Raw genomic sequence first — 25,738 nt, forward strand, 5'->3', positions numbered from 1 at the left:
TGAACAATGAAATCTACAACAGATTTTTCGAAAATGAAAGCAAATGGTGAAAAAATCAGTATGTTGACCGCATATGATTATCCGACAGCGCAAATTGCAGAACAAGCAGGTATTGATGTACTTCTTGTTGGGGATTCCCTTGGTATGGTCGTGCTAGGCTATGATTCGACAGCACATGTAACGCTCGATGAAATGAGTCACCATGGTAAAGCGGTTCGACGAGGTGCAAAAGATACATTCGTAATCGTTGACATGCCATTTGGTACGTATCATGGATCGGCTGATACCACTTTACAGAATGCTTTACGTTTATTCCAAGAAACTTCTGCGAATGCACTGAAAGTCGAAGGCAGTGGCGCGGTTATCGATAAAATCAAGATGATGACGACAGCTGGCATGCCAGTATGTGCACACTTAGGATTGCTTCCGCAGTCTGCTGGAGTGAGTGGTGGATACAAAGTTCAAGGGAAAACGGCTGCTGCAGCTAAACAGTTGATCGATGATGCTAAAGCTTGTGAAGCAGCGGGTGCGTTTATGATTGTACTGGAATGCATTCCTTTCCAATTGGCAAAAGAAGTTGCGGAGGCAGTATCTATTCCTATCATTGGAATCGGTGCGGGTGCTGAAGCAGATGGCCAAGTACTCGTATTCCATGATATGGTGCGCTATGGCAATCATAAATTACCAAAATTCGTCGAAAGTTATGCGGAAGTTGGTAAAGATATCGAAGGTGCGATGAGACTTTATAATTTGGCAGTTAAGGATGGATCGTTTCCTTCTGAAAGCCATCGATTTACGATGAAGGAAGAAGAACTTGAAGCATTGTATGGAGGCAAGACGCTATGAGTACTAGTGACACCATGCAAATAGTTCGATCGATCGCGGAATTACAAAGTATCCTAAACACAAGAAAACGTGAAGGGCGCACTGTAGGTTTCGTACCGACAATGGGTTTCCTTCATGAAGGTCATATGGAATTAGTCAAAGAAGCTAGAAGAGACCATGATATGGTCGTCATGAGTATTTTCGTCAACCCTGCGCAGTTCGGGCCTGGAGAAGATTACGAAGCCTATCCACGCGATGAACAACGTGACGCAGAATTGGCTTCCGCAGCAGGAGTCGACTATTTATTTATTCCATCTGTTGATGAAATGTATCCTCGTAAAAGCGGCATCAGTATTCTACCTGGAGAACAAGCGTCGCGTCTATGTGGTGCTTCAAGACCAGGACATTTCGACGGGGTATTGAAAGTTCTGTTGAAATTATTCAATATCGTCGATCCAGATGAATCGTATTTTGGCATGAAAGATGCGCAACAACTAGCGATTATTGAAACGTTTGTAGAAGATTTCAATCTTCGCACATCGATCGCACGTGTACCTACTGTGCGTGAAGAAGACGGGCTTGCGAAAAGTTCACGTAATGTGCGATTACTTGAACACGAACGAAATGAAGCAAGTGCCATCTATCGTGCACTATCTCAAGGGAAACGCAGTTATTATGAAGGCGTGCCACTTCAAGAAGTAGCGAAGATTGTGCGCAAAGTGATTGAAGAAGAAACATCCGGTACAATTGATTACGTCGAAGTACTTGCGTATCCGTCTCTGGAAGAAAAGATCGACGATACGGATGAAGTAATCTTAGCAGCCGCAGTCCAGTTTACTCACGCAAGATTGATAGATAATATTATTATGTCAACTATAAAGGATGAGAAAAATGTTTAGAATGATGATGAATGGAAAATTACACCGCGCCACTGTAACGGAAGCCAATCTGAATTACGTAGGGAGCATTACAATCGACGGAGCGCTGTTAGAGGCTGCGGGGATGTTACCGAATGAGAAAGTGCAGATCGTTAATAATAATAACGGTGCGCGCTTCGAAACGTATATTATCGAAGGAGAGCCAGGCAGTGGAGTAATTTGTGTCAACGGAGCTGCAGCACGTCTTGTGCAGCCGGGTGACATTGTTATCATTCTTTCTTATGCGTATGTATCGGATGAAGAGGCGCGTACGCATCAGCCGACTGTGTTGATTATGGATGAGCAGAATCGTGTGAAGGAAGTAATCACGGAAAAACCAGGCGTCGCTATATTCTAAAGAGTACTGAACCCCCATTTGAGAATTATTCGAATGGGGGTTCAGTTGTAGAAAAAATAAGCGCAGTGAGGTAGCTTTGTTGATCTTCGTTCCAAATGGACGCTTTCAAGGGGGAGCAATCGTGAGCTGTGCCTTTGGGAAACGGTCTCTAGCTAGAGCTTCCACGCGGAACTACTCCTTAAATTACTTTTATTATTTGTTCGTTCAAAAGGTATATGATTTGACCACATGCAAGACGTGAGTCGTTGTGGTAAGTGTGATACAATTTGCTTTAGAAACCAAATAGGAAGTTGATGATGGTATGTCTACAAGCAAATATGCAGTTGTCGATTTGGAAACGACTGGTCATTCGCCTTCAAATGGAGATCGGATCATTCAAATTGCGATTGTTTTTATTGAAAATCATAAAATAATAGATACATATATGCGTTACGTGCATCCGCAGCGCCCGATTCCGCCTTTTATTCACCAACTGACATCGATTGGTGATGAAGACGTGAAGGATGCTGCTCCTTTTGAAAAGATTGCGGAAGAAGTGGCAGATTTGCTTGCGGGATGTATTTTTGTCGCGCACAATACAGACTTTGACGTATCCTTTCTACAAAAAGAATTGGTTCGCTGTGGTGTGTCAAAATGGCATGGCAAGACTATTGATACCGTAGAATTAGCGAAGATTATGTATCCTACTTTGCCTGGCTATCGATTGCAAGATATTGCCGAGTCTTTAAATATTTCGTTAAAGCAAGCTCACCGGGCGGATGATGATGCAGAAGCGACTGCATTGTTTTTGTTGCAGGCTATTGAAAAAATTAAAACCTTACCTAAAGAGACGTTGAATCGTATGCATGAGCGTTCATTCGCCATGAAATCGGATGTATCCACATTATTTTATGAAGCGTTGAAGCATGTACGTGGCAAGGAAACGTCTAGCGACTATGCATTATTTCGTGGAATCCCGTATTTGAAATCAAAGCCCACTACTACATCCTGGCCGAAGCCGATAGAATTTCCTGCCGATGATCTGGCGAAAGATCAAGTCATGCAGAAAATTCATCCGTCTTATCACGTTAGAGAAGGTCAAGCCCAGTTAATGGATTTGACGTGGCAAGCTTTTGTTGAAAAGAAGCAAATCGCTGTGGAGATTCCAACTGGCGCTGGCAAGACGATCGGTTATTTAGTGCCTGCTTTAATCCGCGCATATGAAACGAAGCAGCCTGTTGTCATTAGTACGTATACGAACCACTTGGTCGACACACTTGCGGAGGAAGTCCAGAAGCTTGAAAAGGCTTTGCAAATGACGATCCCAACGACTGTCGTTAAAGGCATGGCGAATTATATTTCATTCGGGAAATTTGAGGAACTATTGCATTTTAATGATGAGGTGTATGATGATTCGATCACGATCATGCAGTTATTGGTTTGGTTAACCGAAACGACTACTGGTGATTTAGATGAGGTCAATGTATCAGGTGGCGGTCAGTTGTTTATCGATCGCATCCGGAAGCGTTCGATGCGCGTGAAGAAAGACGAACGCGTGGCGGACTTTTATACGCATACATTAAATAACTGTCAGCAGTCGATGGTGCTATTGACGAATCATTCAATGTTGGTGAACGACCAGCAACGTTATGATCCGTTGTTTCATTCAATCAGTGGGTTGGTGATCGATGAAGCCCATCAAATGAATCAAGCGGCAATTCGGACGCACCAACAAGTGTTTTCTTATACGAAATGGAAATATGTGATGAGTCAATTGAACGGCTTAAGCAGCTGCCAACTATTGTTTGATATTCAAGATATCTTAAAGCGATTTCGTTTCAATCATGAACTTTCAACTGAACGGCTTCAGCATTCATTCAATGAATTCATGCTTGCATTTGATGAGTCGATGTTGGTGCTGATGAACTCCAATTCAAACTATGATAATAAACAGTCGACAAGAACGGTGAAGCCATTGTCCAAACGTCTTCGGTCGAATGAAATTTTCGATAAAGTGTTGCGTAAAATGAATGAATATATCGGTGTAACCGAAAACTATGCGATGCCGATTCAAAATTTGCCGAATGAATTGACACTGCATGAGCAAGCAGCGCTCAATGAATGGTTGTATTGGGTCAATGAAATGAAGATCAAAGCTGGTGAGTGGATTGAATTATTTTTGGAGCAGCCAAAATCCAGTACGACCATTTGGATGGAGAAAGACAGCCGAAGTTTGCCTGGCAGTTTACAAATCAAGAAAAGTCCGATCAACGGTTCAGAAGTAATTCGCGATTTTATGGATACATTTGTAGGGGAAGCAGGCGTCGTCTGGACGTCCGGTACGTTAACTGCAGGGCAACAGGACCGCTTTGTACTAGACCAAGCAGGATTGCCCTCCAGCGTGCCGCTATACACTTTTGATGCCCCAGCGAACTTCTATGAAGGTGCTCATACGATGATTGTGGAAGATATGCCAGATATTCAGCAAGTTTCAAATGAAGAGTACATCGAAGCGGTCGCAGATGCGTTAATCCAAACAGCCGTTGCGATTGAAGGACGCGTGTTTGCGTTGTTCTTGTCTCATGATATGTTGAAGAAGACGCATCAAGCCGTAATCGACAGTGAATCATTACAAGAAGATTATATGTTGATCGCACAAGGCGTCAGCTCAGGAAGCCGTCATAAGTTGCTGAAGACGTTCAAACAGCAAAAGAAAGCCGTTTTATTCGGCACGACAAGCTTCTGGGAAGGTGTGGATGTGCCCAGTGAACAATTATCCGCGGTAGTGGTCGTTCGTTTACCGTTTACATCACCTGAGGAACCTCTATTTAAAGCTCGTTCAGAAGCTCTAGTGGCGGAACGTAAAAATGCATTCATCGATCTTGCTTTACCGGAAGCTATATTGCGTTTCAGACAGGGATTCGGTAGATTGATTCGTTCATCAGATGAACAGGGATTCTTCATCATATTGGATCGACGTATTGATACGAAATCCTACGGTACATCCTTTTTACAAGCTTTACCTAAATCATCGGTGAAAAAAGTATCGTTAGAAGGTCTAGTTAAGGAGATCGAAAATTGTTATAATGATGGATGTACGAATAGAAAGCAGGTCAGAAAATGAATCGAAAACAATTAGCGGTTCATTCGATAGGAAGTGGCACTTTTGCTCAATTGGATTAAGTTTCTATTCCTATTTTTACTTGCGCTCGGGTTCACAATTACTTTTATCGTTTTCTATCAAGCGGGGAAGCCGTTTGCTGCATCTGAAAAAGTAGTGAAAGAAGCCGTATTAGCAAATAATGTTCTAGAAAAAGTAGAAAAAATGGATCATTATCATGGGAAAACGTCATGGATTACCGTCTATGGCACAGATAAAAATGATCTTGAAAAAATCATCTTCGTGGAAGAAGAAACGACGAAGATTCTGAAAGCTATTTCAATTAAAGATGGTATTACAAAGCAAAAAGCCAAGGACATCGTAAAAAAAGAGGAAAACGTAAAAAAGATCCTCAATGCCGCATTAGGCATGGAAAATGACACTCCGTTTTGGGAAGTGAGTTATCTGGATGACGAGGATTTCTTACACTACGCGTATCTGAATTTTGTAGATGGAAAATGGTTAAAGCGAATTTCAAAACTATAGAAAAATGGATTAGGACTAAAAGGGAGCGGTCAATTTGAAAAAGCAATTAGCGTCCAGAGTAAATACTTTATCACCATCTACAACATTAGCGATTACAGCGAAGGCGAAAGAAATGAAGGTTGCCGGCATCGATGTGATCGGACTCGGAGCTGGCGAACCGGATTATAATACGCCTCAAAACATCTTAGAAGCAGCGTATCAATCAATGAAGGATGGCAAGACGAAATATACTCCGGCCGGTGGTCTTCCGCAACTCAAGGATGCCGTAATTGACAAATTGAAAAGAGACCAAGGATTGGATTATACGCGCAAGGAAGTGTTAGTGGGAATTGGAGCGAAGCATGTGCTCTATACACTTTTCCAAGTGCTGCTGAATAAAGGCGACGAAGTCATTATCCCCTCGCCATTCTGGGTGAGTTATCCTGAACAAGTGAAGCTCGCAGAAGGTACACCTGTCTTCGTTGAAGGAACAGCTGCAGAGCAGTTCAAAGTATCAGCCAAGCAAATTAAAGATGCCATTACGGATCAGACAAAAGCGGTCATCATTAACTCACCGGGTAATCCAACGGGTATGATCTATTCGAAAGAAGAACTCACAGCGATTGCGGAAGTTTGCCGTGAAAAAGATGTATGGATCATTTCAGATGAAATTTATGAGAAGCTTGTTTATGATGGTAAAGAACATGTATCGATTGCACAGCTATCAGACGATGCAAAAGATCGTACATTCATTATTAATGGTGTATCGAAATCCCATTCTATGACGGGCTGGAGAATAGGATATATCGCAGGCGACGAAGAAGTAGTAAGCGCGATGACGAATCTTGCAAGCCATTCTACATCCAATCCAACGACGACTTCGCAATATGCAGCAATTGAAGCATATAACGGACCTCAAGACACTGTAGAAGTCATGCGAAAAGACTTTGAATCCCGTTTGAATCAGGCGTACCCTAAACTTGCTGCTATCCCAGGTTTTGATGTATTAAAGCCACAAGGCGCATTCTATTTATTGCCAGACGTACAAGAAGCAGTTAAGAAAACGGGCTACGCAAACGTAGATGATTTCGCGCAAGCATTACTGACAGAAGCTAAAGTAGCTGTCATTCCAGGCACTGGATTTGGTTCTGATACTACGATCCGTCTTTCTTATGCCACTTCGATCGATCAGTTGGAAGAAGGAATTGCACGTATTGATCAGTTTGTAAGAGATCATTGGAAAGCGTAAAACAGAAGCAACCGACAAGTTGCTGATGAGAGGAAGTTTCAACTATGCAACAAGATGAGCGGCTGAAAATTTGGATGGAGCAGGGAAATGTGTCTATTTCTCAGCTCTTTTTTCAACATTATAAACAACTGCTGATTTCAGATAGTGACGCCATGGTATTATTGCATTTAATCGCATTTCAGGAAGCGGGGAACTATTTCCCGACCCCTACCGATATCGCGAATCGCATGCAACTGCAAGAGAAAGAGGTAACGAATTGTCTACAACGTATGATGCAAAAAGGATTATTTTCTATTGAGCAAAGTACCGACGAAAATAAAGTATTGCATGAGCAATTCTCTTTTTATCCGTTATGGAGTCGATTGATCGATGAAGTCGAAAAACAGTCGATGGAAACCGAAGAAGAAGTAGTCAAGCAAGAAGAGGGAGAAATCTTCTCGTTGTTCGAGCAAGAATTCGGCCGTTTCTTGTCCCCTATGGAATTTGAAACTATCGGTATGTGGATTGATAAAGATGGTCATTCAACGGAAATCATTCGCGCGGCATTAAGAGAAGCCGTATTAGCACAGAAAATGAGTTTGCGCTATATAGACCGAATTCTATTTGAATGGAAAAAGAAAAACGTTAAAACGATGCGCGATGTAGAAAAACAAACTAAAGCGTTTCGACCAACAACGGTAGCGACCACACCGCAGTTGAATGCAGCGATTAAGGATGTGCCTTTCTATAATTGGCTCGAAGAACGGGAGTAGGTGAAACTATGCTGACAAAAACACAGTGGCAAACATGCCTGCAAACGTTCGATGAGATGTTTCCTGAAGCGCATTGTGAACTCGTGCATAAGAATGCCTTTGAATTACTGATTGCGACATTATTGTCCGCACAATGTACGGACGTATTAGTCAACCGGGTGACTGCAGAACTGTTTAAGAAGTATAAGACACCGGAAGATTATTTGGCCGTACCTATTGAGGAATTACAGCAAGACATACGTTCAATCGGTTTGTTCCGTAATAAATCCAAAAACATCCAAGCGCTTAGCCTCCGCCTGATTGAAGAATTTGGTGGAGAAGTACCTCCTAATCGAGATGTCATGATGACATTGCCAGGCGTGGGTAGGAAAACAGCCAATGTCGTCGTGTCGAATGCGTTCGGCGTGCCGGCATTAGCTGTCGATACACATGTCGAACGTGTAGCAAAAAGACTAGGTATGAATCGCTGGAAAGATCGTCCGATTGATGTAGAAGAAAAAATCATGCGTTGGACGCCAATGGAAAAGTGGACACAGACTCATCATCAAGTGATTTTCTTCGGTCGCTATCATTGCAAAGCGCAAAATCCGAACTGTCCCGAATGTCCGTTACTGGATTTATGCCGCGAAGGCCAAAAAAGGATGAAAGCGAAATGACCTACGAACAATTAAAGGAAAACGTACAGCAAGTACTCGATATATGGGAACAGCAAAAGCCTGAAGTGGAAAAAGCATACGCTGTAAAAGATTCGCGTAAATTGGATGTAATACAGCCAGCCATTCAGCAGCTCGAATCGTTAATCGAGCAAAGTGAGCGAGTGGAAAATCCTCACACAGGTAAACTGCATCACGTACTTGCACCAAATAATTACGAGGAACGAATCGAATTCATCAAACGTCAAAAAAGCAGTCATTATGCTGTCATTCAATTGACCATGCTATATGATGAAATGAAAAAGAAAGCAGCGCGCTTACGCGTTCAACACTAAATAAAAAGAGCGATTCTACACGTAGTTTGCGTGTAAAATCGCTCTTTTTTAATTGGTAGAGGAATCAGATGACGTATCGCCGCCATCATTAGAGTTTTGTCCTTGTCCTGGATTTCCTTGATTACCTTGGTTCCCCTGATTTCCTTGACCTTGGTTAGACTGGCCTTGCCCTTGCCCTTGCCCTTGCCCTTGATTCGAATTCTGATCTTGGTTGTTCTGGCCATTAGTGGAGTTATTGCCATCTTGATTGTCCGAACCATCTTGATCCGATTGACCTGGTTCTTCATGATCGGAATCATTGTCGTCATCTGAGTCAGTATCTGACGGTTCATCATCGTGATGGTTGTGATCATCCGGATTTTCATCAGGATCCACGATCGGTTCATCTTCAATGACCGGTTCATCCGCACCTTTGATCAAAAGGGAAGTGGTAGCCGAACCACTTGTATAGCCACCCATGTTGGCACTTACATGGAATGTGTAATTCTTACCGTATTCCACGCCAGAGTATGTCGTTTGTTTATCGGAAGTCGTCGTGATGTTTTGTGCGCCACCACCGTCAACAGAGACACTGACGTTGAATGTAGGGCTTCCGAGACTGCTGTATTTATCTGGCACATCATAATTCCATTGTAATTGAACCGCATTGGAATTCGCATCGAAATGTGCAGTCAATCCATCCGGACTTGGAATGGAAATTTTCTCAGGAATCGATGCTTTTTTGGGTAAAGTACCTCTGACAAATAATTCATTACTGACGTTATTCCTGTTCGTGAATGAACTGGCAAGCATGATAGGGTCGCTACCTTTGACAATTGCCGCTTCTTCGACGGAGTCTGGTTGAACGAATGTACCTGGGTCTTTTGCGATGCTACTCATGACATCTCTGAAAAGATTTTGTGGTACATAGCGTCCTTGTTCATAGGTTGTGATCGGTGTGGTATATTTCGCATATCCACCCCATGTAGAGATTGTATACTCTGTTGTATAACCTGTGAACCATGTATCCGGAACATAATGGTCTTTCATATTATGCTCTTTCATAATGCTCGCAGGGTAATTCGTTGTGCCTGTTTTACCTGCAATGTCCATATTTTCAATGTTTGCTCGTCTTCCCGTTGCTTTATACTCAGTAAGTACATCACGCAATACATCTGTAATCATGTAAGCGGTGGAATCTTTCATTGCGGTTACAGGGTCCGGACGTAAATTCTTTTCCGTTTTGCCGTCACGCAAAATTAGCTTTTTCACAGCATGGGGTTTGGTGTAAATACCACCATTACCGAAAGCGGCATAAGCACCCGCCATCTGCACTGTCGAGAATTCTTCCCCGCCGCCAAGTGCATTATTTGAATTTATCGCATCATACGTAAACCCAAGTTTCTTAGCAAAGGCTTCAGCTTTCTTCGGTCCTACCTCTTCAAAGGTCTTCACTGCAGGTATGTTTCTGGACCAATACAGTGCCTGCCGCATAGTTAATGTTCCAAGGAAATCACCATCTGCGTTACCGATGGATTTACCTGAATCTGTATAGCTGTAAGGTTCATCTACTACCTTTTGACCTGTGGACCAGTCTAGTTCTTCAATTGCTGGGCCATACGATAATATGGGCTTAATACTAGAACCTGGTGCACGTTTGACTTCAGCAAAATTCAAATTTCGCCCCGAAAAATTCCGTCCGCCGCCAATAGCGACGATTGCACTAGTTTTAGTATCGAGCACTGTCATGCCGGCTTCCATTTCATCCGATTCATAATAGCTTGGATCATTGATTGCGGCTTCTACTGTTTCTTGCACTTTTGGATCCAAAGCAGTTTGTACGGTAACTCCTTCAGATAGAAGATCGGTGAAACCAGCTTCTTCGATTTCGTCCAATACCGCATCTACGTACGCAGGATATTTGCCGAACACTTCACGATCTTCTTCAGCCAATAGAGTAGAAGTGACGGGAACTTTTTTTGCTTCATTCATTTCAGCGGTAGAGATTTTGCCATGACGTTCCATCAGTGTGAGAACAATATTCCGGCGCTTTTCTGCACGTTCTGGATGTTTAAACGGATTATAGCCGTTTGGAGACTGTGGCATACCTGCTAGCATGGCCATTTCAGGTAAATTCAGTTCGTCTACTTTTTTACCGAAGAAGAAATTTGCACCTGTGCCGATCCCGTAGCGTGTACCGGACATAAGAACTTTATTGAAGTACATCTCGAAAATTTCTTCTTTTGTATATTCTTTTTCTAATTTGTGCGCAAGCCAAGCTTCTTGTGCTTTCCGTTTCAATGTTTTTTCATTTTCCAAGAAGGAATTTTTGATGACTTGCTGTGTTAATGTCGAAGCACCTTGTGACCCAAATCCGCTACGGAAGTTGGCAATGACGGCGCCGCCAAGACGATAAAAATCGATTCCACCATGTTTGAAGAAACGAATGTCTTCCGTAGCTAGTATCGCATCTTTCATTTGTTCTGGAATTTCCTCATACGGCACGAATTCCCGTTTCTCTGCACCGAACTTCATGAATATATCGCCGTCTTTTGTTAGGAAGTTAGAGGTGAGGGGATCTTTCAACAACTCTTCATCTAAGTCAGGTGCTGTACTTGCATAATAAGCAAATAAGGAAGCTCCGCCAACTAGCACTAAAAGGAATAGGGCTACGATACCTAGAAGAATCTTCTTCCATAGTTCGTTAGGAAGCTTTTTCTGAGGACGCTTTGGTTGCTCCGTCACTTGTCTCTTTCTTCTTTCCGTTCTCGAGTTTATGTTATCACTCATCATATTTCCTGCCTTTCGCTTTCATTAATCTGTCTTGTGCTTGATCCAATCCGCCACGGCTTGTATATAATCTAGCCGAGGGTGAAAACCGGTATTGATTTCGATTGATCGTTCTTCTATTTCAGATAACGTAATGGACTTCCTTCCACCATCTTCCATGCGCTTCCATAAAGGATAAAATTCCTCGAAAGGCAGTAAGAAATATCGGTCCAATACTGTGAAATTGACAATAAAAAAAGCAAGTCCGGATTGGTCGATTACTTGCTTCATATGCTGCACTTGATGCAAATGAATATTTTGCAGTGGCAATGAAGTTTTATTTTTCGTTTCCTTTGCTTCAAAATCCACATAATATCCATTCCACACCCCATTATAGTCTGTTGTCGAAGGTGTACGGAAATACGCTTCGGTAATCACTGCAGCACTTCTTGCAGGATAGCGGACATTGACGATTTGTATGGGAACCGGCTTTTTATGGATGACGGCAAGACCATGTGCCAAATAGTATTCATTTGTGTCGTTGAGTTCGTCTTCTAATGATTTACCCCGATTACTGAAGGAGTAGTCATAGGTTTTCTTTTTCGTAGAAGACACGGAAGGATTGAACTTTTTTCCGTTTGGATAACGTATCGCCAATGTGACCACCTCGTACTCTACATCATATCATACCGACTATTAGACGAGTTACCAAAAAGAAAGTTTCCCATGCATTGAAAGTAGTCAAATTGGTGACGGCTTGGAATGTTTGTTCGTAGAAAGTGGAGCTGTAGTTGAATATCTGATAAAATGAAGGATAGGGTGTTTTATTACAATGAATACTAAAGGAGTTTTATATACATGAGCAAGATAGAAGACACAAAGTTATTGCTGACGATTTGTGATGAATGTGAACAGCGATTTTATCATATGAGAGAGACAGATCATGAACCGGATTTCTTTGAAGAAGTGAAGCCGTATGCCGACGTGAGCCATCAGGCGATTGCGCAGTGGGCCGAAGAGATGAAGGTGTGGATACAAAAGGAAAAGCCACGCTATGTGCATGAAGTGCAAGTAGATTCTTTAAAAGATTCCATGACTCAATTCGTCGTACAGTCTTTCTACAAAAAGACTGGAAAGAAGCGTTTTATTCTATCGATCCGCGCAGCACGCTATACTTTGCAAACGGTTTTGGACGCAATGAACGCAGACCGAGAAGAGGACGATGTGAATGAATAAACGAAGTATAGCCGATACCATCCAAGAACTATTCGCGGACTCACGCTTTGGCCCGAATATCGCTTATATCGAAACGCTTAAAGAGCAAGAGGCCGTCATGGCGGCGTTTCCTCCTGTATTGCATGCGTCGATTCGTAAAGCACTGGCAACGAAGGGGATCTCGCAATTATACAGTCACCAGCGACAAGCATTTGACAAAGTGCGTGAAGGTCACTCGATTACGGCGATCACTCCGACAGCTTCAGGGAAATCATTATGCTACCATTTGCCGGTATTGCAATCGATTTTAGATGATCCATCTTCGCGTGCACTGTATTTATTTCCGACGAAAGCATTGGCTCAAGATCAGCTAGCAGATTTGCATGATTTGATTGAAGCGAGTGGCGAAACGATTTTAAGTCACACCTATGACGGAGATACGGCGCCTGGTTTGCGGACCAAAGTGAGAAAATCGGGCCATATTATATTAACGAATCCGGATATGCTTCACTCTGCCATATTACCTCACCATACGAAATGGATTTCATTGTTTGAGAACTTGAAATATATCGTGGTCGATGAACTCCATACGTATAAAGGTGTGTTTGGCAGTCACGTGGCGCATGTGTTAAGACGATTACAACGTATTTGTCGATTTTACGGAAGTGACCCCATTTTTATTTGTACGTCTGCAACGATCTCAAATGCGAAGGAATTGGCAGATAATCTGACGAATAAAGATATGGTGTTGATTGACCAAAACGGAGCACCACGCGGCAAGAAACATTTTGTTTTTTATAATCCGCCTATCGTCCATGATGTGTTTGGTATACGAAGAAGTGCAGTGCTTGAAGTCCGAGATTTGGGTGCATTTTTATATCAAAAGCATATTCAGACGATCATTTTTGCGAGAAGTCGAGTGCGCGTGGAAATGCTCGTGACGTATATGAAAGAACTAACAAAGAAAAAATTATTCGATAAAACTGTTATGGGCTATCGTGGCGGCTATTTACCATCAGAACGTAGAACGATCGAGAGTGGATTGAAAAATGGAGATATTCGTACTGTCGTCAGTACGAACGCTTTGGAACTGGGTATTGATATCGGGCAATTGCAAGCGTGTATCATGACAGGTTACCCGGGAAATATTGCGAGTGCATTGCAACAAGCAGGTCGGGCGGGTAGACGCCAGGAAGACGCCCTTATCATTTATGTAGCACAATCGATGCCGCTTGATCAATATATTATTCAACACCCGCAATACTTGCTCGGACGGCAGCCAGAAGAAATTCATATTCATCCCGATAATATGTTGATTTTAATGGATCATTTAAAATGTGCTTCATTCGAACTACCATTTAGCTCTACTGAGACGTATGGTGAATTTGAAGTACAGGAACTATTGGCGTTTTTGCAAAGTGAAGGTGTTTTGTTACAAACATCGGATAAATGGCATTGGATGACCGATCGTTTTCCGGCTGGAGAAATCAGCTTACGTTCCGCTTCTCAAGAAAATGTCATCATCATTGACCAATCATTTCCGAAAGAAACGCGTGTCATTGGCGAGATGGACCGCTTCAGTGCGATGACGTTGTTGCATGAAGAGGCGATCTATTTACATCAAGGAACGCAATATCAAGTAGAAGAACTGGATTGGGAAGAAAAGAAAGCGTACGTGACCGTCGTCGATGTCGATTATTTCACCGATGCAAATCTCGCAGTGGAATTGAAAGTCATCAATGAAGATAAGCGAATGGAAGATGGAGAGCGGACGCTAGCTTATGGAGACTTAGCGGTACTCGCCATACCGACAATTTTTAAGAAAATTAAATTTGATACGCATGACAATATTGGATCCGGTCCGATTTCGTTACCTGCCGAAGAAATGCATACATCGGGGACGTGGTTAACGTTCGATGTGCCTGAAGGCTGGGAGAAATCCGATTTGACTGACGCGATGAGTGCTTCGGCGTATGCGATTCAATCGTTGGTACCGCTATTCATCAAATGCGATCGCAGTGATATCCATGTCGTACCACAAGTGAAAGCCATTCATATGGAGCGGCCGACATTCTTTATTTATGATAGTTATCCAGGTGGGATTGGGTTGAGTGAGAATATTTACAGCCGCTGGAGAGATTTGTTGATGCTGGCAGCCGATCATGTGGCGGAATGTCGTTGTGAATACGGCTGTCCCGTTTGTATTGGAGCGCAAGAAGCAGGGCAGACAAACAACAAACATCGAGCGCATAGCTTGCTAGCAGAGTTAGCAAAATAATCACGAGTCGAAGCGAATCACTTCGACTCGTTTTTTTGTGGAAATAAATAGTAGCTAAGTGCATCAGAAACTTCCAAAAAAATACTGGAACTCTATCAAAATAGGTGTATATTCTGGTAGTATGAATATGTACAATTATCAGACTATTACAGTGGGGGGTAAAAAGATGAATAAAAGAAAAGTGCATAGGTTTGGTGCAACATTTGCTGTTGCTAGCGCGATTGTATTGGCGGGAGGCTCTGTCAGTGCGGCAGAGCAATGGTATACCGATGTATCAAAAGACAACACCCATTATGAAGCCATAAAAGCGTTAACGGATCAACAAATCATTCGTGGCTACTCGGAAAATCTGTTCAAGCCTGGGCATTCAATCGAGCGTCGTCACGCAGCGTTAATTTTGGCAAAGTTAGGGGACTTTGAAGAACCAACGAATGTGGCGGATGTATTAAAGAAGTTTAAAGATATTTCTGGTGACAGTTTCTACGCAAAAGAAATGGCCACTCTAGCAAATGCGAATGTATTCAAAGGGGATGCAAATGGGAATTTCAAACCAACAGCCGCTCTTACACGTCAACAAATGGCGAACGTACTAGTGAATGCTTTGGATCTTGAGAAATACGATACAGGTGAGAAAGTAACAATCAATTTATCGAATGTAGGCGAGTCACATAGAAGAGGTGTACAAATCCTTGCCAATCTTGGATTGACGGATCAACTAAATGATTTCAGGCCAAATGAGCCCGTTACACGGGGCGCATTCTCGTCATTCATTCATCGGGCCAATCAGCTAAAAGCAAGCGATTTTACATTATCATTGATGCATATGAATGATACGCATGCTCGCGTTGCGGAAATGCCGAAAGCTATAACCGCTATTAAAGAAGTTCGACATGACAAGCCGGATGCCTTGCTTCTCCATGGCGGAGATGTGTTCTCGGGAACCTTATATTTCTCGGAGTTTGAAGGACAAGCTGATCTAGAACTGATGAATTTGATGGGTCTGGATGCCATGGTATTTGGGAATCATGAATTTGATTTAGGCGATAGTAAAAATGGTCACCAATCACTAGCGAATTTTGTGAAAGGTGCTAATTTCCCTGTAATCGGTGCCAATATAGATTTCTCTAAGGACCCTCACCTCAAAAATCTAGTAAGCAAAACAGAATTTACGAGTACGCCAGCACTAGGAGAAATTCATAAAGGATTAATTAAAGAAGTGAACGGCGAAAAGGTTGGAATTTTTGGATTGACGACTGAAAGCACAGCATTCGTCGCTAGTCCGGGAGCCGTAGAGTTCTTGGATTATAAAGAATCAGCTGAAAAAGCCGTAGCGTACTTTGAGAGCCAAGGTGTCAATAAAATTATTTCAGTAAACCATCTAGGTTTTGACAGTGATCCATCTGTAGGAAATGATTTACTTCTTGCTCAAGCGGTGGAAGGTATCGATATTATCGTGGGCGGGCATTCACATACGAAACTGTCAGAACCAGTACTGGTTGATAAAAATGCAAATGGAGATAGCAAAGATCCTACAGTCATAGTTCAAGCTGATCAATATTTGACTCATTTAGGAACGTTGGACGTACAATTTGATGATCAAGGTGTCATTACAGGACATGCTGGCGAGTTAATCAGCTTACAGGACAAAGAGAATGATACAGAAGCAGCGGAAGCACTTCTCAAATATTCCGGAAAAATTGATGAAACGTTTGGCAAAGAAATCGGTGCAACGTTAGAAGTAGATCTGCCAAATCCAAGAAGTCGTGGAGATGAGAATCCAACAGAAAGTGTTCGTGCGAATGAAACCGCACTCGGTAACTTAATAACGGATGGAATGCTAGAAAAAGCAAAAGAATACGATCCGAATACCGTGATTGCCCTGCAGAACGGTGGGGGAATTCGCAACCAGTTGAATAAAGGACAAGTTACGGTTGGAGAAGTAATTGAAGTACTTCCATTCGGCAATACATTATCTCTGGTTACACTGACAGGTGCAGAAATTAAAAACACGCTTGAGCATAGTGTGCGGAACTCACCTAATGAAGAGGGTGGCTTCTTGCATATGTCAGGCATGAAAATGACATTCGATAGCAGTAAAGAAGTGGGCAAACGCATTCAGACTATGCAAGTAAAAGTGAATGGTGAATACGAAGATGTAGACATGGATAAAGAATACGTGATCACAACAAATGCCTTTACCGCAAGAGGCGGAGATGGTTTTGAAGTGCTTGGAGAAGCCTATGAAGATGGCCGAGTGACTGATCTTGGTTTGGATGATTGGGTGAACTTGCGCGATCACATGATCAAGCTTGGAACAGTCAAGCCTGAGATTGAAGGTCGAATTATTGATTTGAATACGTAATGTGTATTCACTGAAAGAGTTAGAAGTTAACCGAATGGGTTCGGGACATGGGAAGAAAACATGAAAAAGCATAGCCAATGAGGACGCAATTCGTATAGGAATTAGCGTCCTTTTTTGACGTTGCATTAACACTTTGATGCTACATATTGATGAATGGGTACCGCGATTGACATAAGAATTAACAAGGGCATATAAATTTATATGTCCTTGTTAATTGACGATCGAAATAATTTTTAATAGTTCTGAAATAATTGAAAATGTTGGAGGGAACAAAGTATTTTATGATAAAGTAGATTATAAGAGGATGGCTTGTTCAACGAACTACGCCATGTAAAGTCGAAAAGGGTGGATGTTTTGTTACATGTTTTCTTGGGAGTAATGATTTGTATATCACTTATTTTTCTTTTTCTCGGGCTAAAGAAAAAATCCAGATTAACTATATTTTTTGGCGTTATTGCTTTTATTGCGCCCTTACTTTATTTTGGTTTCAGAAATTGGATAATTTTGTTGCCATTAGTTCCGGTAGTGTCATTTGTAGTTGCAGATTTACTAATTAAACAAAGGAATTCTGCATAAAAGTAATGAATTTTGCTTTAGGTATTCAATTAAATAACGGGTGCGATTTCTTGGCAAAGTATTCTTCAATCAGACTAAATGGTATAAGTTAGGGGGAGTGAAAATGACTAAAGTTAAAATTAATCCAATCATACTTTTAGCCATAACTTTTACCTCCATAACGTGGGCATTGTATGCTTATAGAAGTTATTCTAATCAAGAAATAGCATATGGAATTATATTCACATCGCTATCCGTAATTTTTATCAGTTTAGTAATTTGGGGATTCGTTAGAAATAAGAAAATTGATTCCACAGGTTAACGAATTGAGAGCGTTTCCTGCACAAGCGTTGCCCTCTGGATTGGTTTAATGAGCCCGGTTGTATTTTACATATAAGGGAGATGTTACGAATGAATAAACAGGTATGTCCGAAATGTAACGGAACTGAATTTAGTGAAGGCACGGATTTTATGGCAGTGAAGCCATTAGATAAAAAGTTATCACTAGGTTCGAATAAAATATTGACCTTCTGCCTGAATTGCGGAGAGGTTGTGTCTACAAGGGTTGAAGACCCAAGTAAATTTCGGAAGTGAATTGTAATTTTTTCACTTTCCCCATCAACAGGGTGAAATTCTTGAACAGGGATTTGCGCCTGTTAAGAAAACGGGCCAAAGTGCGCATTGTGCAAGCTGTTGCTTTGCGTTCCGGCGCACGCGTGTCCTATGGGCAGGCGGTGAACCACACTCCTCGCTGCGCTCGCTAGGTGTTTCACCGCCCGCCCTCCAGAAAGCGTCCGGTTGCAGCGCAGATCAACGGTTTCAGACCACTATCTAGCTATCGGGCGCAATTCTGTAATAGCGATTGTGCTATTAAAGGGCCAAATTCATGAATAAGAAAAAATAATAGGGAGGTTATTTTATGTATGAACATAAGTTTGTTAAGGTTGATTTATCCTCTTTCAAACGCAGCCCTAAAGAGGACTATCATTTAATTGTTTATGAACACGAAAAAGAAGGATGGGAGCTAGTGCAAATTTTTGCACCGGGCATACAACAATATGGAATGCCTTCCTTTTTTGAATTAATATTTAAGCGTAAAGTGAAGTAATGAATTACGTTTAAATACTATACTGCAATAGCGAGCGTTTGCAGCATAAATATTTGCGCCCTTTGTGCCATATCAGGGCCAAAGGGAGGAATGATTAGAATGGAAAACTCCGTTTTGTGGTCAAAAAAGTTTATACCCATTTATTTTGTAGTAGCATTTTTAAGTTTTCTGCTCTTCTATCATTACATACAAGCCCATATATTGAGCACTTTATTAATAATACTTCCTGTTACTGGTGTAGGTATAGCCAGTATCATATTTAATTCGCAAAGAAATAAATCCACTTAAATATACTAAATGGCACATGGGCGCGATTGTCATACAATTTTTATTTGAGGTCACTAAGTTGATTGGAGCGGAAGGCAGTGACTCCTGCAGGAATAGCATAAGCCAGGAACAGAAATCAACGTCATTACACCGCTATCCAACTAAAGGACAGTAACAGAATAAGAAAATGCTCAGGCATCAAAGCCTGGGCATTTTCTTATTGTTTTTTCAATCATCCATTCTAGCACGAATCACACAGTATTGTAGTGAATAATGGAATGTGTTTTACCCGATCAATCGAACCCATTAAGCTGACACGTTCCCACTCTTGTAGTAAAAAAATTTTTTTAGTAGGTGTATCCTTTCTACATTATGCCTCTATATAGCATGTGAGGAGATGAAAATAAATCTTCTACACTCGATTCCCTTAGGAGGAAATACTATGTACTTATTACTCGATGAACCATCTTTTAGATTGCAAACGACTTTAGTTATGGAAATTGGATTGAATGAAGCATTTTTACTGCAACATCTACATTATCGTTCACTCATATCCAAAAATGAACGTGATGGATATAAGTGGGTGTACAAAACGTATGACGATTGGAAAGAGGAAATCCCATTTTGGTCACTCAATAAAATTCGACGTACTATTTACAGTCTAGAATCCCAAGGTTATCTAATCTCTAATTCTTCGTATAATAAAATGAAAATTGATAGAACGAAATGGTATCGTGTCGATTATACGAAACCGATCTTCCTATCACAAAATGGTACGCTGGACGTTTCAGATTGAAACGATTACGGCACAAATAGAAACGTCGGATGTACTCGAAACGGTCAAATGGATTAATCCATACTAGGCAAACCTATAACCAATGTACTTTAAGTAAAGAAAGAATAAAGATATTGTCGAGATGAATCTCGACGTTGCATATTTTATGTGCCACTTAAAAGAACAAATCACATGTTAAAGTGTAGAATTTAGGGTAAATGAAATAAGAGAGACGAATAGGAGGAGATGTATATGCCAGTTCAGATTAAACGGGTTTATGAAGAGGCGAAGAAAGCAGATGGAATGCGAGTTCTAGTTGATCGCGTATGGCCGCGTGGAATGAGCAAGGAAGATGCACAAGTGGATGAATGGTTAAAAGAAATAGGACCAAGTAAAGAACTTCGTCAATGGTTTGATCATGATCCTGATAAATTTGATCAATTCAAAGTAAAGTATAAAGAAGAATTAAAGAGCAATGAGGAACAGCAAGAAGAGTTAGAGAAGCTGAAGGACTGGACGATAGAACATAAGAAGGACATAACGCTAGTGTTTGGTGCAAAGGATGAAAAAAATAATCAAGCTGTAGTTTTAAAAGAAATCCTGGATCGTCAGCAAGTGTGATGAGTGAATACAAAAATCGCTGTTCAAAGCAACAAGTACTTGAACAGCGATTAGGATTCTATTGATCTATCTGTCATTTATTTCGAATGGTTAGCAAATACTGTGCATTCGTTATAATCAGTATGAGACCTACAATGAATATAGAGAATAACTGGGAGTCACCTGTGCCCACAGAGTACAGAATACATAACATCAATGCGATAATCAATGACAGATTCATCGTGTTAAACGTTTTATAATAGCCTTGAAGCATGACGAATTTCTCGCCTTCATCGGAAGCGTCTAGTAGCTTCTTGGCAAAGTTTTTTTCGGAAGCTGATGGTAGCTCGCGGTCGGGATAAACAGTTTTCATCAAACCGGGCACCAACATGGAAAACACGATAGATAGTAGTAAAATTCCACCGGAAGTCAGTAATAACCATGCCGGCTGATCGGTGATGATCGAGACGCCTAGTGCCACAATACTTACGATCAGTGCGATCGTATTACATAAGTTCAGGTCACTGAATTTTTTATATTGCCACACATCCCGTTCGTCTTCGTCAACACCCGTCAGTGTAAGACCAGCTTTCTTTTTCATTTGCGTAGAACTGACCGCAATGAAGACAAAGAGCAGTAAAGTGATAGCGATCAATACTATATTTAATTCAAATCCAATAGGTGAAAAGCCTGCTTTGAAATCAATAGATAACGCAGCATACATTCCAAAGAATCCGACTACTGCACCGACAAGTGTCCAAATAATCATTCTCATTATAGTTCCTCCTCATCAAAAATAAAAATACTTTCAATTGTCTCATCAAAAATATGTGCAATCCGTTTCGCAATAAGCAAGGAAGGCACAAATTCTTCCCTTTCAATTAAGCTAATCGTTTGTCTGGATACTTTTGCCAGCTTGGCAAGTTCCGTTTGATTGAGCCCGTCACGCGCTCGTAATTCTTTTACTCTTGTTCTCACTAACCTCACCTCTTGATTGTATTGTAACGTATGATATTCATTATGACAAGTATTGTTGTCAATTTGACTATTTTATAAGTCTTTTCTACGATGTATAGTGTATTCGTTACCGTTTTTAATCAGCCATACAGGGTATAGTAAATATAGTTATCACTTGATACAAGGATTGGAGGACGAGGTCCATGCTCAAACGATTACTATTAAAGATGCGTGAAAGTATTTGGTTCATTCCAAGCGTGTATACGATTCTTGCATCCATTTTTGCGCTTGCTACGGTATTAGTCGACACAAAGTATAATAACGACCTGAAAGAATACATACCTAGCTACTTCAGAACGACAGTAGATTTAGCGCAAACGATTTTAGGTACGTTATCAGGCGCATTGCTCACTATGACAACCGTCACGTTTTCGACGATCATGGTCGTGTTGACGATGTATTCTTCACAATTTTCACCACGAGCACTTCAGAATTTCTTGAACAAATCATCTACTCAACGTGTGTTAGGTATCTTTATGGGGGGCTTTGTCTACACCATACTGTCGTTACTATTCATGCGTAAAGCATCCATCAATCATGAAGTAATATCTGCTTCTGTCGGAGTCGTACTTGCAGTGATTTGTTTAGCATTCTTCGCATTTTTCATACATAACGTCGGAACTTCGATTCAAGTAAGTCGACTTATTCGTGAATTAACCGATGATGTTCTCAAATCGCTCAACAGTGAAAGAAATGGAATGAAAAGAAACCGCGTCGTCTGGAGCGACGAAAAGCCTTTTTTCGCACAAAGTTTTCCTTTTGTTACGGAAGTGAGGGGTGAAAAATATGGCTATATACAATATATCGAATATGAGAAATTGACGAAATGGGCGATTGATCACCAAGCGATTGTGGATGTAGTAAAGCCAATCGGCGCATTTTGTGGAACGCATACGAGTATTGCTACTGTATATTCTCAGAAAGAACTTTCTACCGACAATCTGTCGTCGCATTTCGTATTAGGTGAAGAACGCTCGATTTTACAAGATGTAGAGTATGGGATCGAAAAAATTGTAGAAATCGCATTGCGAGCGCTATCACCAGGAATCAATGACCCGAATACTGCTGTCCGTTGTATTCATTCGATAGGGGAAGTGTTGCAGCGCACTACTTTGTTACCTGGAGGAATTGCGGTGACGTATACGGAGGAGAACAAACCGTGTGTAGTGACGGTGTATCCAAGTTCAGAAGACTATTTCTATGCGGCGTTCAGCCAAATTAGTTATTACGGTAAAGAAGATGCAAGTATTCTCAATGCTTTATTGGACGCTCTTCTGTATATTGCCCGTAATTCGGAGGATGAAAAGACGAAAAATCTCGTTTTGCTGATGACCAATTACGCGTGGAACCATTTCACTCATTCAGTACTTGAGCCCTTGGATAGCTCGCGGTTGCAAGAGAAACGTCAAGTGATAGACGAACTGACGAAGTAAATGAAGAGGTTGGGACAGAACAGAAAAAAACGTTAGGAATGAGTCCTTTACGCTTTTAATCTGTTCTTGTCAGTAAATATTTTTTAGAGTATCAGATTGTACCGGAACGGAGAAAGGCCGACTCCTGAGGGATCAGCGTGCGTCTTGAGACCCTGGACAGGTGCCTTAATTTCTGCAAAGTACACAGAAATACGGCAAAGCGAACCCTACGTTATTCGCTTGGCTCAAGGCACGCCCCTCGGAAAGCGTGCCTTTCGGATTGCAGGGAAACGGGGCGAGATAGTTATATAAGAGCCTCACTTTATAGAGTATTATCCATATGCTTTCTGATGTGCTTTTTTTCGCTTACTATAATCTTCATCTTCACGAATTGCATCCCATCGTTCTTTGAAAATCTTTGCAGACTCTGCCTTGATTGGATCTATATCGCGGGCCTTTACCGTTCCGTCTTCATTATATTTCCGTCCACTTTTATGATTCGCGTAACGACGAGCGCGTGTATAGCCCATTTGAATGAATTTACGTGCCATGTCCATGCCGACAAAGTCATCCTGTTTTCGATATTCTTCAAAAAGCTGACAAATTTGATCTGCGGACTCTTTCGCAATTTCAGGCGTCTTAAAACGCCAATGAGGCAAAATTTCACTTTTGTAAGGCTCAACTAACAACACGCCTTGTTCACCTTTTCCTACTCTATATAATTCGGGGTTTTTACGTAAATCTAACGTACTGTAATCCAAATCATAATCGAAAGGCATTTACTCACATCCTTTTTCTTCTATAGTACCCTTGATAGAATGGTGAAAAACGTGAGAATACATTATGTAAAATACTTTACAATCGAACGTACATTCTTTATACTGGAACAAAGGGAGGGAACGAGTGTGCGGTATTCATTAGAAAAGGCGTTACGATATGGTGATATTCTCGAAGTGATGTATGAAGCGAAAGATGGTTCCATTAGCAAACGAAAAATCCGTGTACTGAATATACATGGCAAAACATTTACAGCATACTGTTTTTTGCGTAATTCCAAACGAACTTTCCTGATCGATCATGTACTGGCAGTTGTTCCTGTAAAGGTGAGAGAAGCGGTTGTAGTTTAATCGAAATCATATAGAATGAACGTAAGCGATTTGTCCTGTTTTTGTAGGATATATCGCTTTTTCTATTGTTCGAAGTATGAAATAATGAAACGTCAGAAATTCAAATTTCATATAAAACTAGAGAGATCATGTATAATTTAAAGCATGACAATCATTTCTGAGGTGAAGTTATGATAGACCAGAATGTAACACATATAAAAATTCATCCGTTCTATAGACAAGGGGTTCAACATATAGTGGATAGCCAACAAATAGGGGAACAGATAGATGAGTTGAATCGTCATGTCATATGAGCAAAAGCTGATGGCGATGAAGTCGCTGTTGAAAAAGACGACAGTGGTCAAGGAAGTGGAAGAGACTTTCAAGGCACCACCCGCACCAAGCTATGAAAAACGCTGGTTAACAACAGGCATGGAGAAAATAGAAAATGAATTTGGCGTCGTCTATAAGCGGGTGATTCATTATCCGCTCGATACGATGCACGGTGATTTTCGTTTGGGAGATGTGAAGCAAAAGCTGATGAAATGGTCTGAAGCTGATTATTTGCATCCATTAGCCCCAAATGCCGGTAAGCTGCTATTTTTCGATACGGAGACGACCGGTTTAAAAGGCGCTGGAGCTGTCATTTTTCTCATTGGGCTACTGGAATTACAGTCCGATGAATTCATCATGACACAGTATGTGTTGCCGAATCCCGATCATGAAGCGGCATTTCTTTATGCATCAGAATTGTGGAAAGAAGGACTTACACTCGTCACATATAATGGGAAAAGCTTTGATTTCCCTCAACTCCAAACACGTTGGTCTTTACATCGGAAACTGTTGCCGCCACTGCCTATCCCGCATCAAATTGATTTGTTACATGGATCGCGCCGAATTTGGAAAGGGCAGATGGAATCATTCAAGTTGACCGAAGTAGAGCGAACGCAGCTAGGCTTTCACCGGAAAGATGATATACCTGGCCATATGGCGCCTATTATTTATCAAGATGCGGTGAAAAATGGTCGCGCAGAAATTTTGATGAAAGTCATGTGGCATAATGAATGGGATATCCTATCGCTTGTGACACTGTTTAGCCTATCCACTGATCTGGTCATGGAAGAAACTAGTCAGTCAAATGCCCAAATCGCAACGAATATCGCCAAATGGTTTCAAGATCTCGGTTTGAAAGATCATAGTTATATCGAACTCCAACGAATTGCAAAAGAGTACGGGACGAGTTATCCTATGACGCATTATCATTTAGGTTTTTTACTAAAGCGCCATAAAGAATTCGATCGAGCCATTCAATCATTTGAAATCGTTGCAACGTATGGCACTGGCAGAGAACAAGTACTAGCTTACGAGGAACTAGCAAAGTTATATGAACATCAAGTAAAGGATTACTCGCTTGCATATGCGCGCATACTAAGTGCAGATCAATTATTGCAACAATCCGATGAATTTACCTCACGTTTTAGTCACCGGATGAAGAAGTCTTTAGCAAAACGGGAAATGCGAGTGAATAGAAAACTATTTCCTGGGCAAGCGCAAGAAGCGCCACGAGAAGAACAATAGTCTTTTTCGGTAAGACAAGGAATG

Annotated in this window: 25 protein-coding genes; 20 read left to right on the plus strand and 5 right to left on the minus strand. The window is 41.3% G+C overall.

The features are described 5' to 3' along the window. Positions 1-6 precede the first annotated feature (6 nt). The 9 genes from panB (at position 7) to CSV61_RS04040 (ending at position 8,693) form a co-directional block, all read left to right on the plus strand. Positions 7-846, plus strand: coding sequence for a 3-methyl-2-oxobutanoate hydroxymethyltransferase (panB, locus tag CSV61_RS04000; RefSeq protein ID WP_099638185.1), 840 nt, complete (start codon positions 7-9; stop codon positions 844-846). Then, positions 843-1,724 carry a pantoate--beta-alanine ligase gene (gene panC / locus CSV61_RS04005; RefSeq protein WP_369824281.1) on the plus strand — a complete coding sequence of 294 codons (882 nt, stop codon included), beginning with the start codon at positions 843-845 and terminating at the stop codon, positions 1,722-1,724. Before panB ends, panC begins: the two co-directional genes overlap by 4 nt. Beyond that, entirely contained in the window at positions 1,717-2,100 is a 384-nt protein-coding gene (panD, locus tag CSV61_RS04010; RefSeq protein WP_083035608.1) for an aspartate 1-decarboxylase, read from the plus strand. The genes panC and panD overlap by 8 nt, the downstream gene beginning before the upstream one ends. Positions 2,101-2,401: 301 nt before the next feature. Next, complete coding sequence (gene dinG, locus CSV61_RS04015) at positions 2,402-5,203, plus strand: ATP-dependent DNA helicase DinG (protein WP_099638186.1); 2,802 nt, start codon at positions 2,402-2,404, stop codon at positions 5,201-5,203. A gap of 42 nt (positions 5,204-5,245) precedes the next feature. Continuing rightward, the gene (locus CSV61_RS04020) at positions 5,246-5,725 is read left to right on the plus strand and encodes a hypothetical protein (RefSeq protein WP_099638187.1); all 480 of its coding nucleotides are present in this window, start codon (positions 5,246-5,248) and stop codon (positions 5,723-5,725) included. A gap of 34 nt (positions 5,726-5,759) precedes the next feature. After that, positions 5,760-6,953 (plus strand): pyridoxal phosphate-dependent aminotransferase, encoded by a 1,194-nt coding sequence (locus CSV61_RS04025; RefSeq protein ID WP_099638188.1) that lies wholly within the window; start codon positions 5,760-5,762, stop codon positions 6,951-6,953. Between the two features lie 44 nt (positions 6,954-6,997). Then, complete coding sequence (locus CSV61_RS04030; protein ID WP_083035612.1) at positions 6,998-7,705, plus strand: DnaD domain-containing protein; 708 nt, start codon at positions 6,998-7,000, stop codon at positions 7,703-7,705. Between the two features lie 8 nt (positions 7,706-7,713). Beyond that, entirely contained in the window at positions 7,714-8,361 is a 648-nt protein-coding gene (gene nth, locus CSV61_RS04035) for an endonuclease III (protein ID WP_083035613.1), read from the plus strand. Next, positions 8,358-8,693: a YpoC family protein gene (locus CSV61_RS04040; protein ID WP_099638189.1), complete on the plus strand. Its 336-nt coding sequence runs from the start codon at positions 8,358-8,360 to the stop codon at positions 8,691-8,693. Before nth ends, CSV61_RS04040 begins: the two co-directional genes overlap by 4 nt. 48 nt (positions 8,694-8,741) lie before the next feature. Here CSV61_RS04040 and CSV61_RS04045 read toward each other — a convergent pair whose 3' ends face one another. Together CSV61_RS04045 and recU are read right to left on the minus strand one after the other, a co-directional pair. Continuing rightward, the gene (locus CSV61_RS04045) at positions 8,742-11,462 is read right to left on the minus strand and encodes a transglycosylase domain-containing protein (RefSeq protein ID WP_158233775.1); all 2,721 of its coding nucleotides are present in this window, start codon (positions 11,460-11,462) and stop codon (positions 8,742-8,744) included. 24 nt (positions 11,463-11,486) lie between these two features. Further along, entirely contained in the window at positions 11,487-12,098 is a 612-nt protein-coding gene (gene recU, locus CSV61_RS04050) for a Holliday junction resolvase RecU (protein ID WP_099638191.1), read from the minus strand. Positions 12,099-12,299: 201 nt separating this feature from the next. On the opposite strand from recU, the gene CSV61_RS04055 reads away from it, so the two are divergent. The 8 genes from CSV61_RS04055 (at position 12,300) to CSV61_RS04100 (ending at position 20,622) form a co-directional block, all read left to right on the plus strand. Then, on the plus strand, positions 12,300-12,677 hold the full coding sequence (locus CSV61_RS04055; protein ID WP_083035617.1) for a YppE family protein: 378 nt from the start codon (positions 12,300-12,302) through the stop codon (positions 12,675-12,677). Then, the gene (locus tag CSV61_RS04060) at positions 12,670-14,934 is read left to right on the plus strand and encodes a DEAD/DEAH box helicase (protein ID WP_099638192.1); all 2,265 of its coding nucleotides are present in this window, start codon (positions 12,670-12,672) and stop codon (positions 14,932-14,934) included. The genes CSV61_RS04055 and CSV61_RS04060 overlap by 8 nt, the downstream gene beginning before the upstream one ends. A gap of 166 nt (positions 14,935-15,100) precedes the next feature. Further along, the gene (locus tag CSV61_RS04065) at positions 15,101-17,296 is read left to right on the plus strand and encodes a 5'-nucleotidase C-terminal domain-containing protein (RefSeq protein ID WP_158233776.1); all 2,196 of its coding nucleotides are present in this window, start codon (positions 15,101-15,103) and stop codon (positions 17,294-17,296) included. Between the two features lie 679 nt (positions 17,297-17,975). Next, positions 17,976-18,173 (plus strand): hypothetical protein, encoded by a 198-nt coding sequence (locus tag CSV61_RS04075; protein ID WP_099638195.1) that lies wholly within the window; start codon positions 17,976-17,978, stop codon positions 18,171-18,173. Between the two features lie 89 nt (positions 18,174-18,262). Next, a complete protein-coding gene (locus tag CSV61_RS04080) occupies positions 18,263-18,445 on the plus strand; it encodes a hypothetical protein (protein ID WP_099638196.1) in 183 nt (60 codons plus the stop codon). Between the two features lie 325 nt (positions 18,446-18,770). Beyond that, positions 18,771-18,959: a DUF4177 domain-containing protein gene (locus tag CSV61_RS04085; RefSeq protein ID WP_099638197.1), complete on the plus strand. Its 189-nt coding sequence runs from the start codon at positions 18,771-18,773 to the stop codon at positions 18,957-18,959. Positions 18,960-19,668: 709 nt separating this feature from the next. Beyond that, a complete protein-coding gene (locus CSV61_RS04095; RefSeq protein WP_099638199.1) occupies positions 19,669-20,022 on the plus strand; it encodes a hypothetical protein in 354 nt (117 codons plus the stop codon). A 231-nt stretch (positions 20,023-20,253) separates the two neighbouring features. Next, positions 20,254-20,622, plus strand: a complete 369-nt coding sequence (locus tag CSV61_RS04100) for a DUF488 domain-containing protein (protein WP_099638200.1) — start codon at positions 20,254-20,256, stop codon at positions 20,620-20,622. Positions 20,623-20,695: 73 nt separating this feature from the next. On the opposite strand, the gene CSV61_RS04105 is transcribed toward CSV61_RS04100, so the two are convergent. Then, the gene (locus CSV61_RS04105) at positions 20,696-21,376 is read right to left on the minus strand and encodes a DUF3169 family protein (protein ID WP_099638201.1); all 681 of its coding nucleotides are present in this window, start codon (positions 21,374-21,376) and stop codon (positions 20,696-20,698) included. After that, entirely contained in the window at positions 21,376-21,579 is a 204-nt protein-coding gene (locus CSV61_RS04110) for a helix-turn-helix transcriptional regulator (protein WP_099638202.1), read from the minus strand. Before CSV61_RS04110 ends, CSV61_RS04105 begins: the two co-directional genes overlap by 1 nt. 182 nt (positions 21,580-21,761) lie before the next feature. On the opposite strand from CSV61_RS04110, the gene CSV61_RS04115 reads away from it, so the two are divergent. Beyond that, on the plus strand, positions 21,762-23,051 hold the full coding sequence (locus CSV61_RS04115; protein ID WP_099638203.1) for a DUF2254 domain-containing protein: 1,290 nt from the start codon (positions 21,762-21,764) through the stop codon (positions 23,049-23,051). Positions 23,052-23,362: 311 nt separating this feature from the next. Here CSV61_RS04115 and CSV61_RS04120 read toward each other — a convergent pair whose 3' ends face one another. Continuing rightward, entirely contained in the window at positions 23,363-23,809 is a 447-nt protein-coding gene (locus CSV61_RS04120) for a DUF4385 domain-containing protein (RefSeq protein WP_099638204.1), read from the minus strand. Between the two features lie 126 nt (positions 23,810-23,935). Between CSV61_RS04120 and CSV61_RS04125 the strand changes: the two genes are divergently transcribed. Both CSV61_RS04125 and CSV61_RS04130 read left to right on the plus strand, forming a co-directional pair. Further along, positions 23,936-24,157, plus strand: a complete 222-nt coding sequence (locus tag CSV61_RS04125; protein ID WP_099638205.1) for a transcriptional regulator — start codon at positions 23,936-23,938, stop codon at positions 24,155-24,157. A 282-nt stretch (positions 24,158-24,439) separates the two neighbouring features. Next, the gene (locus CSV61_RS04130) at positions 24,440-25,714 is read left to right on the plus strand and encodes a ribonuclease H-like domain-containing protein (RefSeq protein WP_099638206.1); all 1,275 of its coding nucleotides are present in this window, start codon (positions 24,440-24,442) and stop codon (positions 25,712-25,714) included. Positions 25,715-25,738: the final 24 nt, after the last annotated feature.

Source organism: Sporosarcina sp. P3 (assembly GCF_002743415.1).
Taxonomy (GTDB): Bacteria; Bacillota; Bacilli; order Bacillales_A; family Planococcaceae; genus Sporosarcina; species Sporosarcina ureae_A.

Excerpts from the sequence above, each read along its gene's own strand:
- CSV61_RS04095 (WP_099638199.1), top strand. The coding sequence starts at position 19,669 with ATGTACTTATTACTCGATGAACCATCTTTTAGATTGCAAACGACTTTA.
- panD (WP_083035608.1), top strand. The coding sequence starts at position 1,717 with ATGTTTAGAATGATGATGAATGGAAAATTACACCGCGCCACTGTAACG.
- CSV61_RS04120 (WP_099638204.1), bottom strand. The coding sequence starts at position 23,809 with ATGCCTTTCGATTATGATTTGGATTACAGTACGTTAGATTTACGTAAA.
- CSV61_RS04040 (WP_099638189.1), top strand. The coding sequence starts at position 8,358 with ATGACCTACGAACAATTAAAGGAAAACGTACAGCAAGTACTCGATATA.
- panB (WP_099638185.1), top strand. The coding sequence starts at position 7 with ATGAAATCTACAACAGATTTTTCGAAAATGAAAGCAAATGGTGAAAAA.
- CSV61_RS04100 (WP_099638200.1), top strand. The coding sequence starts at position 20,254 with ATGCCAGTTCAGATTAAACGGGTTTATGAAGAGGCGAAGAAAGCAGAT.
- nth (WP_083035613.1), top strand. The coding sequence starts at position 7,714 with ATGCTGACAAAAACACAGTGGCAAACATGCCTGCAAACGTTCGATGAG.
- CSV61_RS04045 (WP_158233775.1), bottom strand. The coding sequence starts at position 11,462 with ATGAGTGATAACATAAACTCGAGAACGGAAAGAAGAAAGAGACAAGTG.
- CSV61_RS04065 (WP_158233776.1), top strand. The coding sequence starts at position 15,101 with ATGAATAAAAGAAAAGTGCATAGGTTTGGTGCAACATTTGCTGTTGCT.
- panC (WP_369824281.1), top strand. The coding sequence starts at position 843 with ATGAGTACTAGTGACACCATGCAAATAGTTCGATCGATCGCGGAATTA.
- CSV61_RS04055 (WP_083035617.1), top strand. The coding sequence starts at position 12,300 with ATGAGCAAGATAGAAGACACAAAGTTATTGCTGACGATTTGTGATGAA.
- CSV61_RS04105 (WP_099638201.1), bottom strand. The coding sequence starts at position 21,376 with ATGAGAATGATTATTTGGACACTTGTCGGTGCAGTAGTCGGATTCTTT.
- CSV61_RS04060 (WP_099638192.1), top strand. The coding sequence starts at position 12,670 with ATGAATAAACGAAGTATAGCCGATACCATCCAAGAACTATTCGCGGAC.
- CSV61_RS04085 (WP_099638197.1), top strand. The coding sequence starts at position 18,771 with ATGTATGAACATAAGTTTGTTAAGGTTGATTTATCCTCTTTCAAACGC.
- CSV61_RS04075 (WP_099638195.1), top strand. The coding sequence starts at position 17,976 with ATGACTAAAGTTAAAATTAATCCAATCATACTTTTAGCCATAACTTTT.
- dinG (WP_099638186.1), top strand. The coding sequence starts at position 2,402 with ATGTCTACAAGCAAATATGCAGTTGTCGATTTGGAAACGACTGGTCAT.
- CSV61_RS04115 (WP_099638203.1), top strand. The coding sequence starts at position 21,762 with ATGCTCAAACGATTACTATTAAAGATGCGTGAAAGTATTTGGTTCATT.
- CSV61_RS04080 (WP_099638196.1), top strand. The coding sequence starts at position 18,263 with ATGAATAAACAGGTATGTCCGAAATGTAACGGAACTGAATTTAGTGAA.
- CSV61_RS04030 (WP_083035612.1), top strand. The coding sequence starts at position 6,998 with ATGCAACAAGATGAGCGGCTGAAAATTTGGATGGAGCAGGGAAATGTG.
- CSV61_RS04130 (WP_099638206.1), top strand. The coding sequence starts at position 24,440 with ATGTCATATGAGCAAAAGCTGATGGCGATGAAGTCGCTGTTGAAAAAG.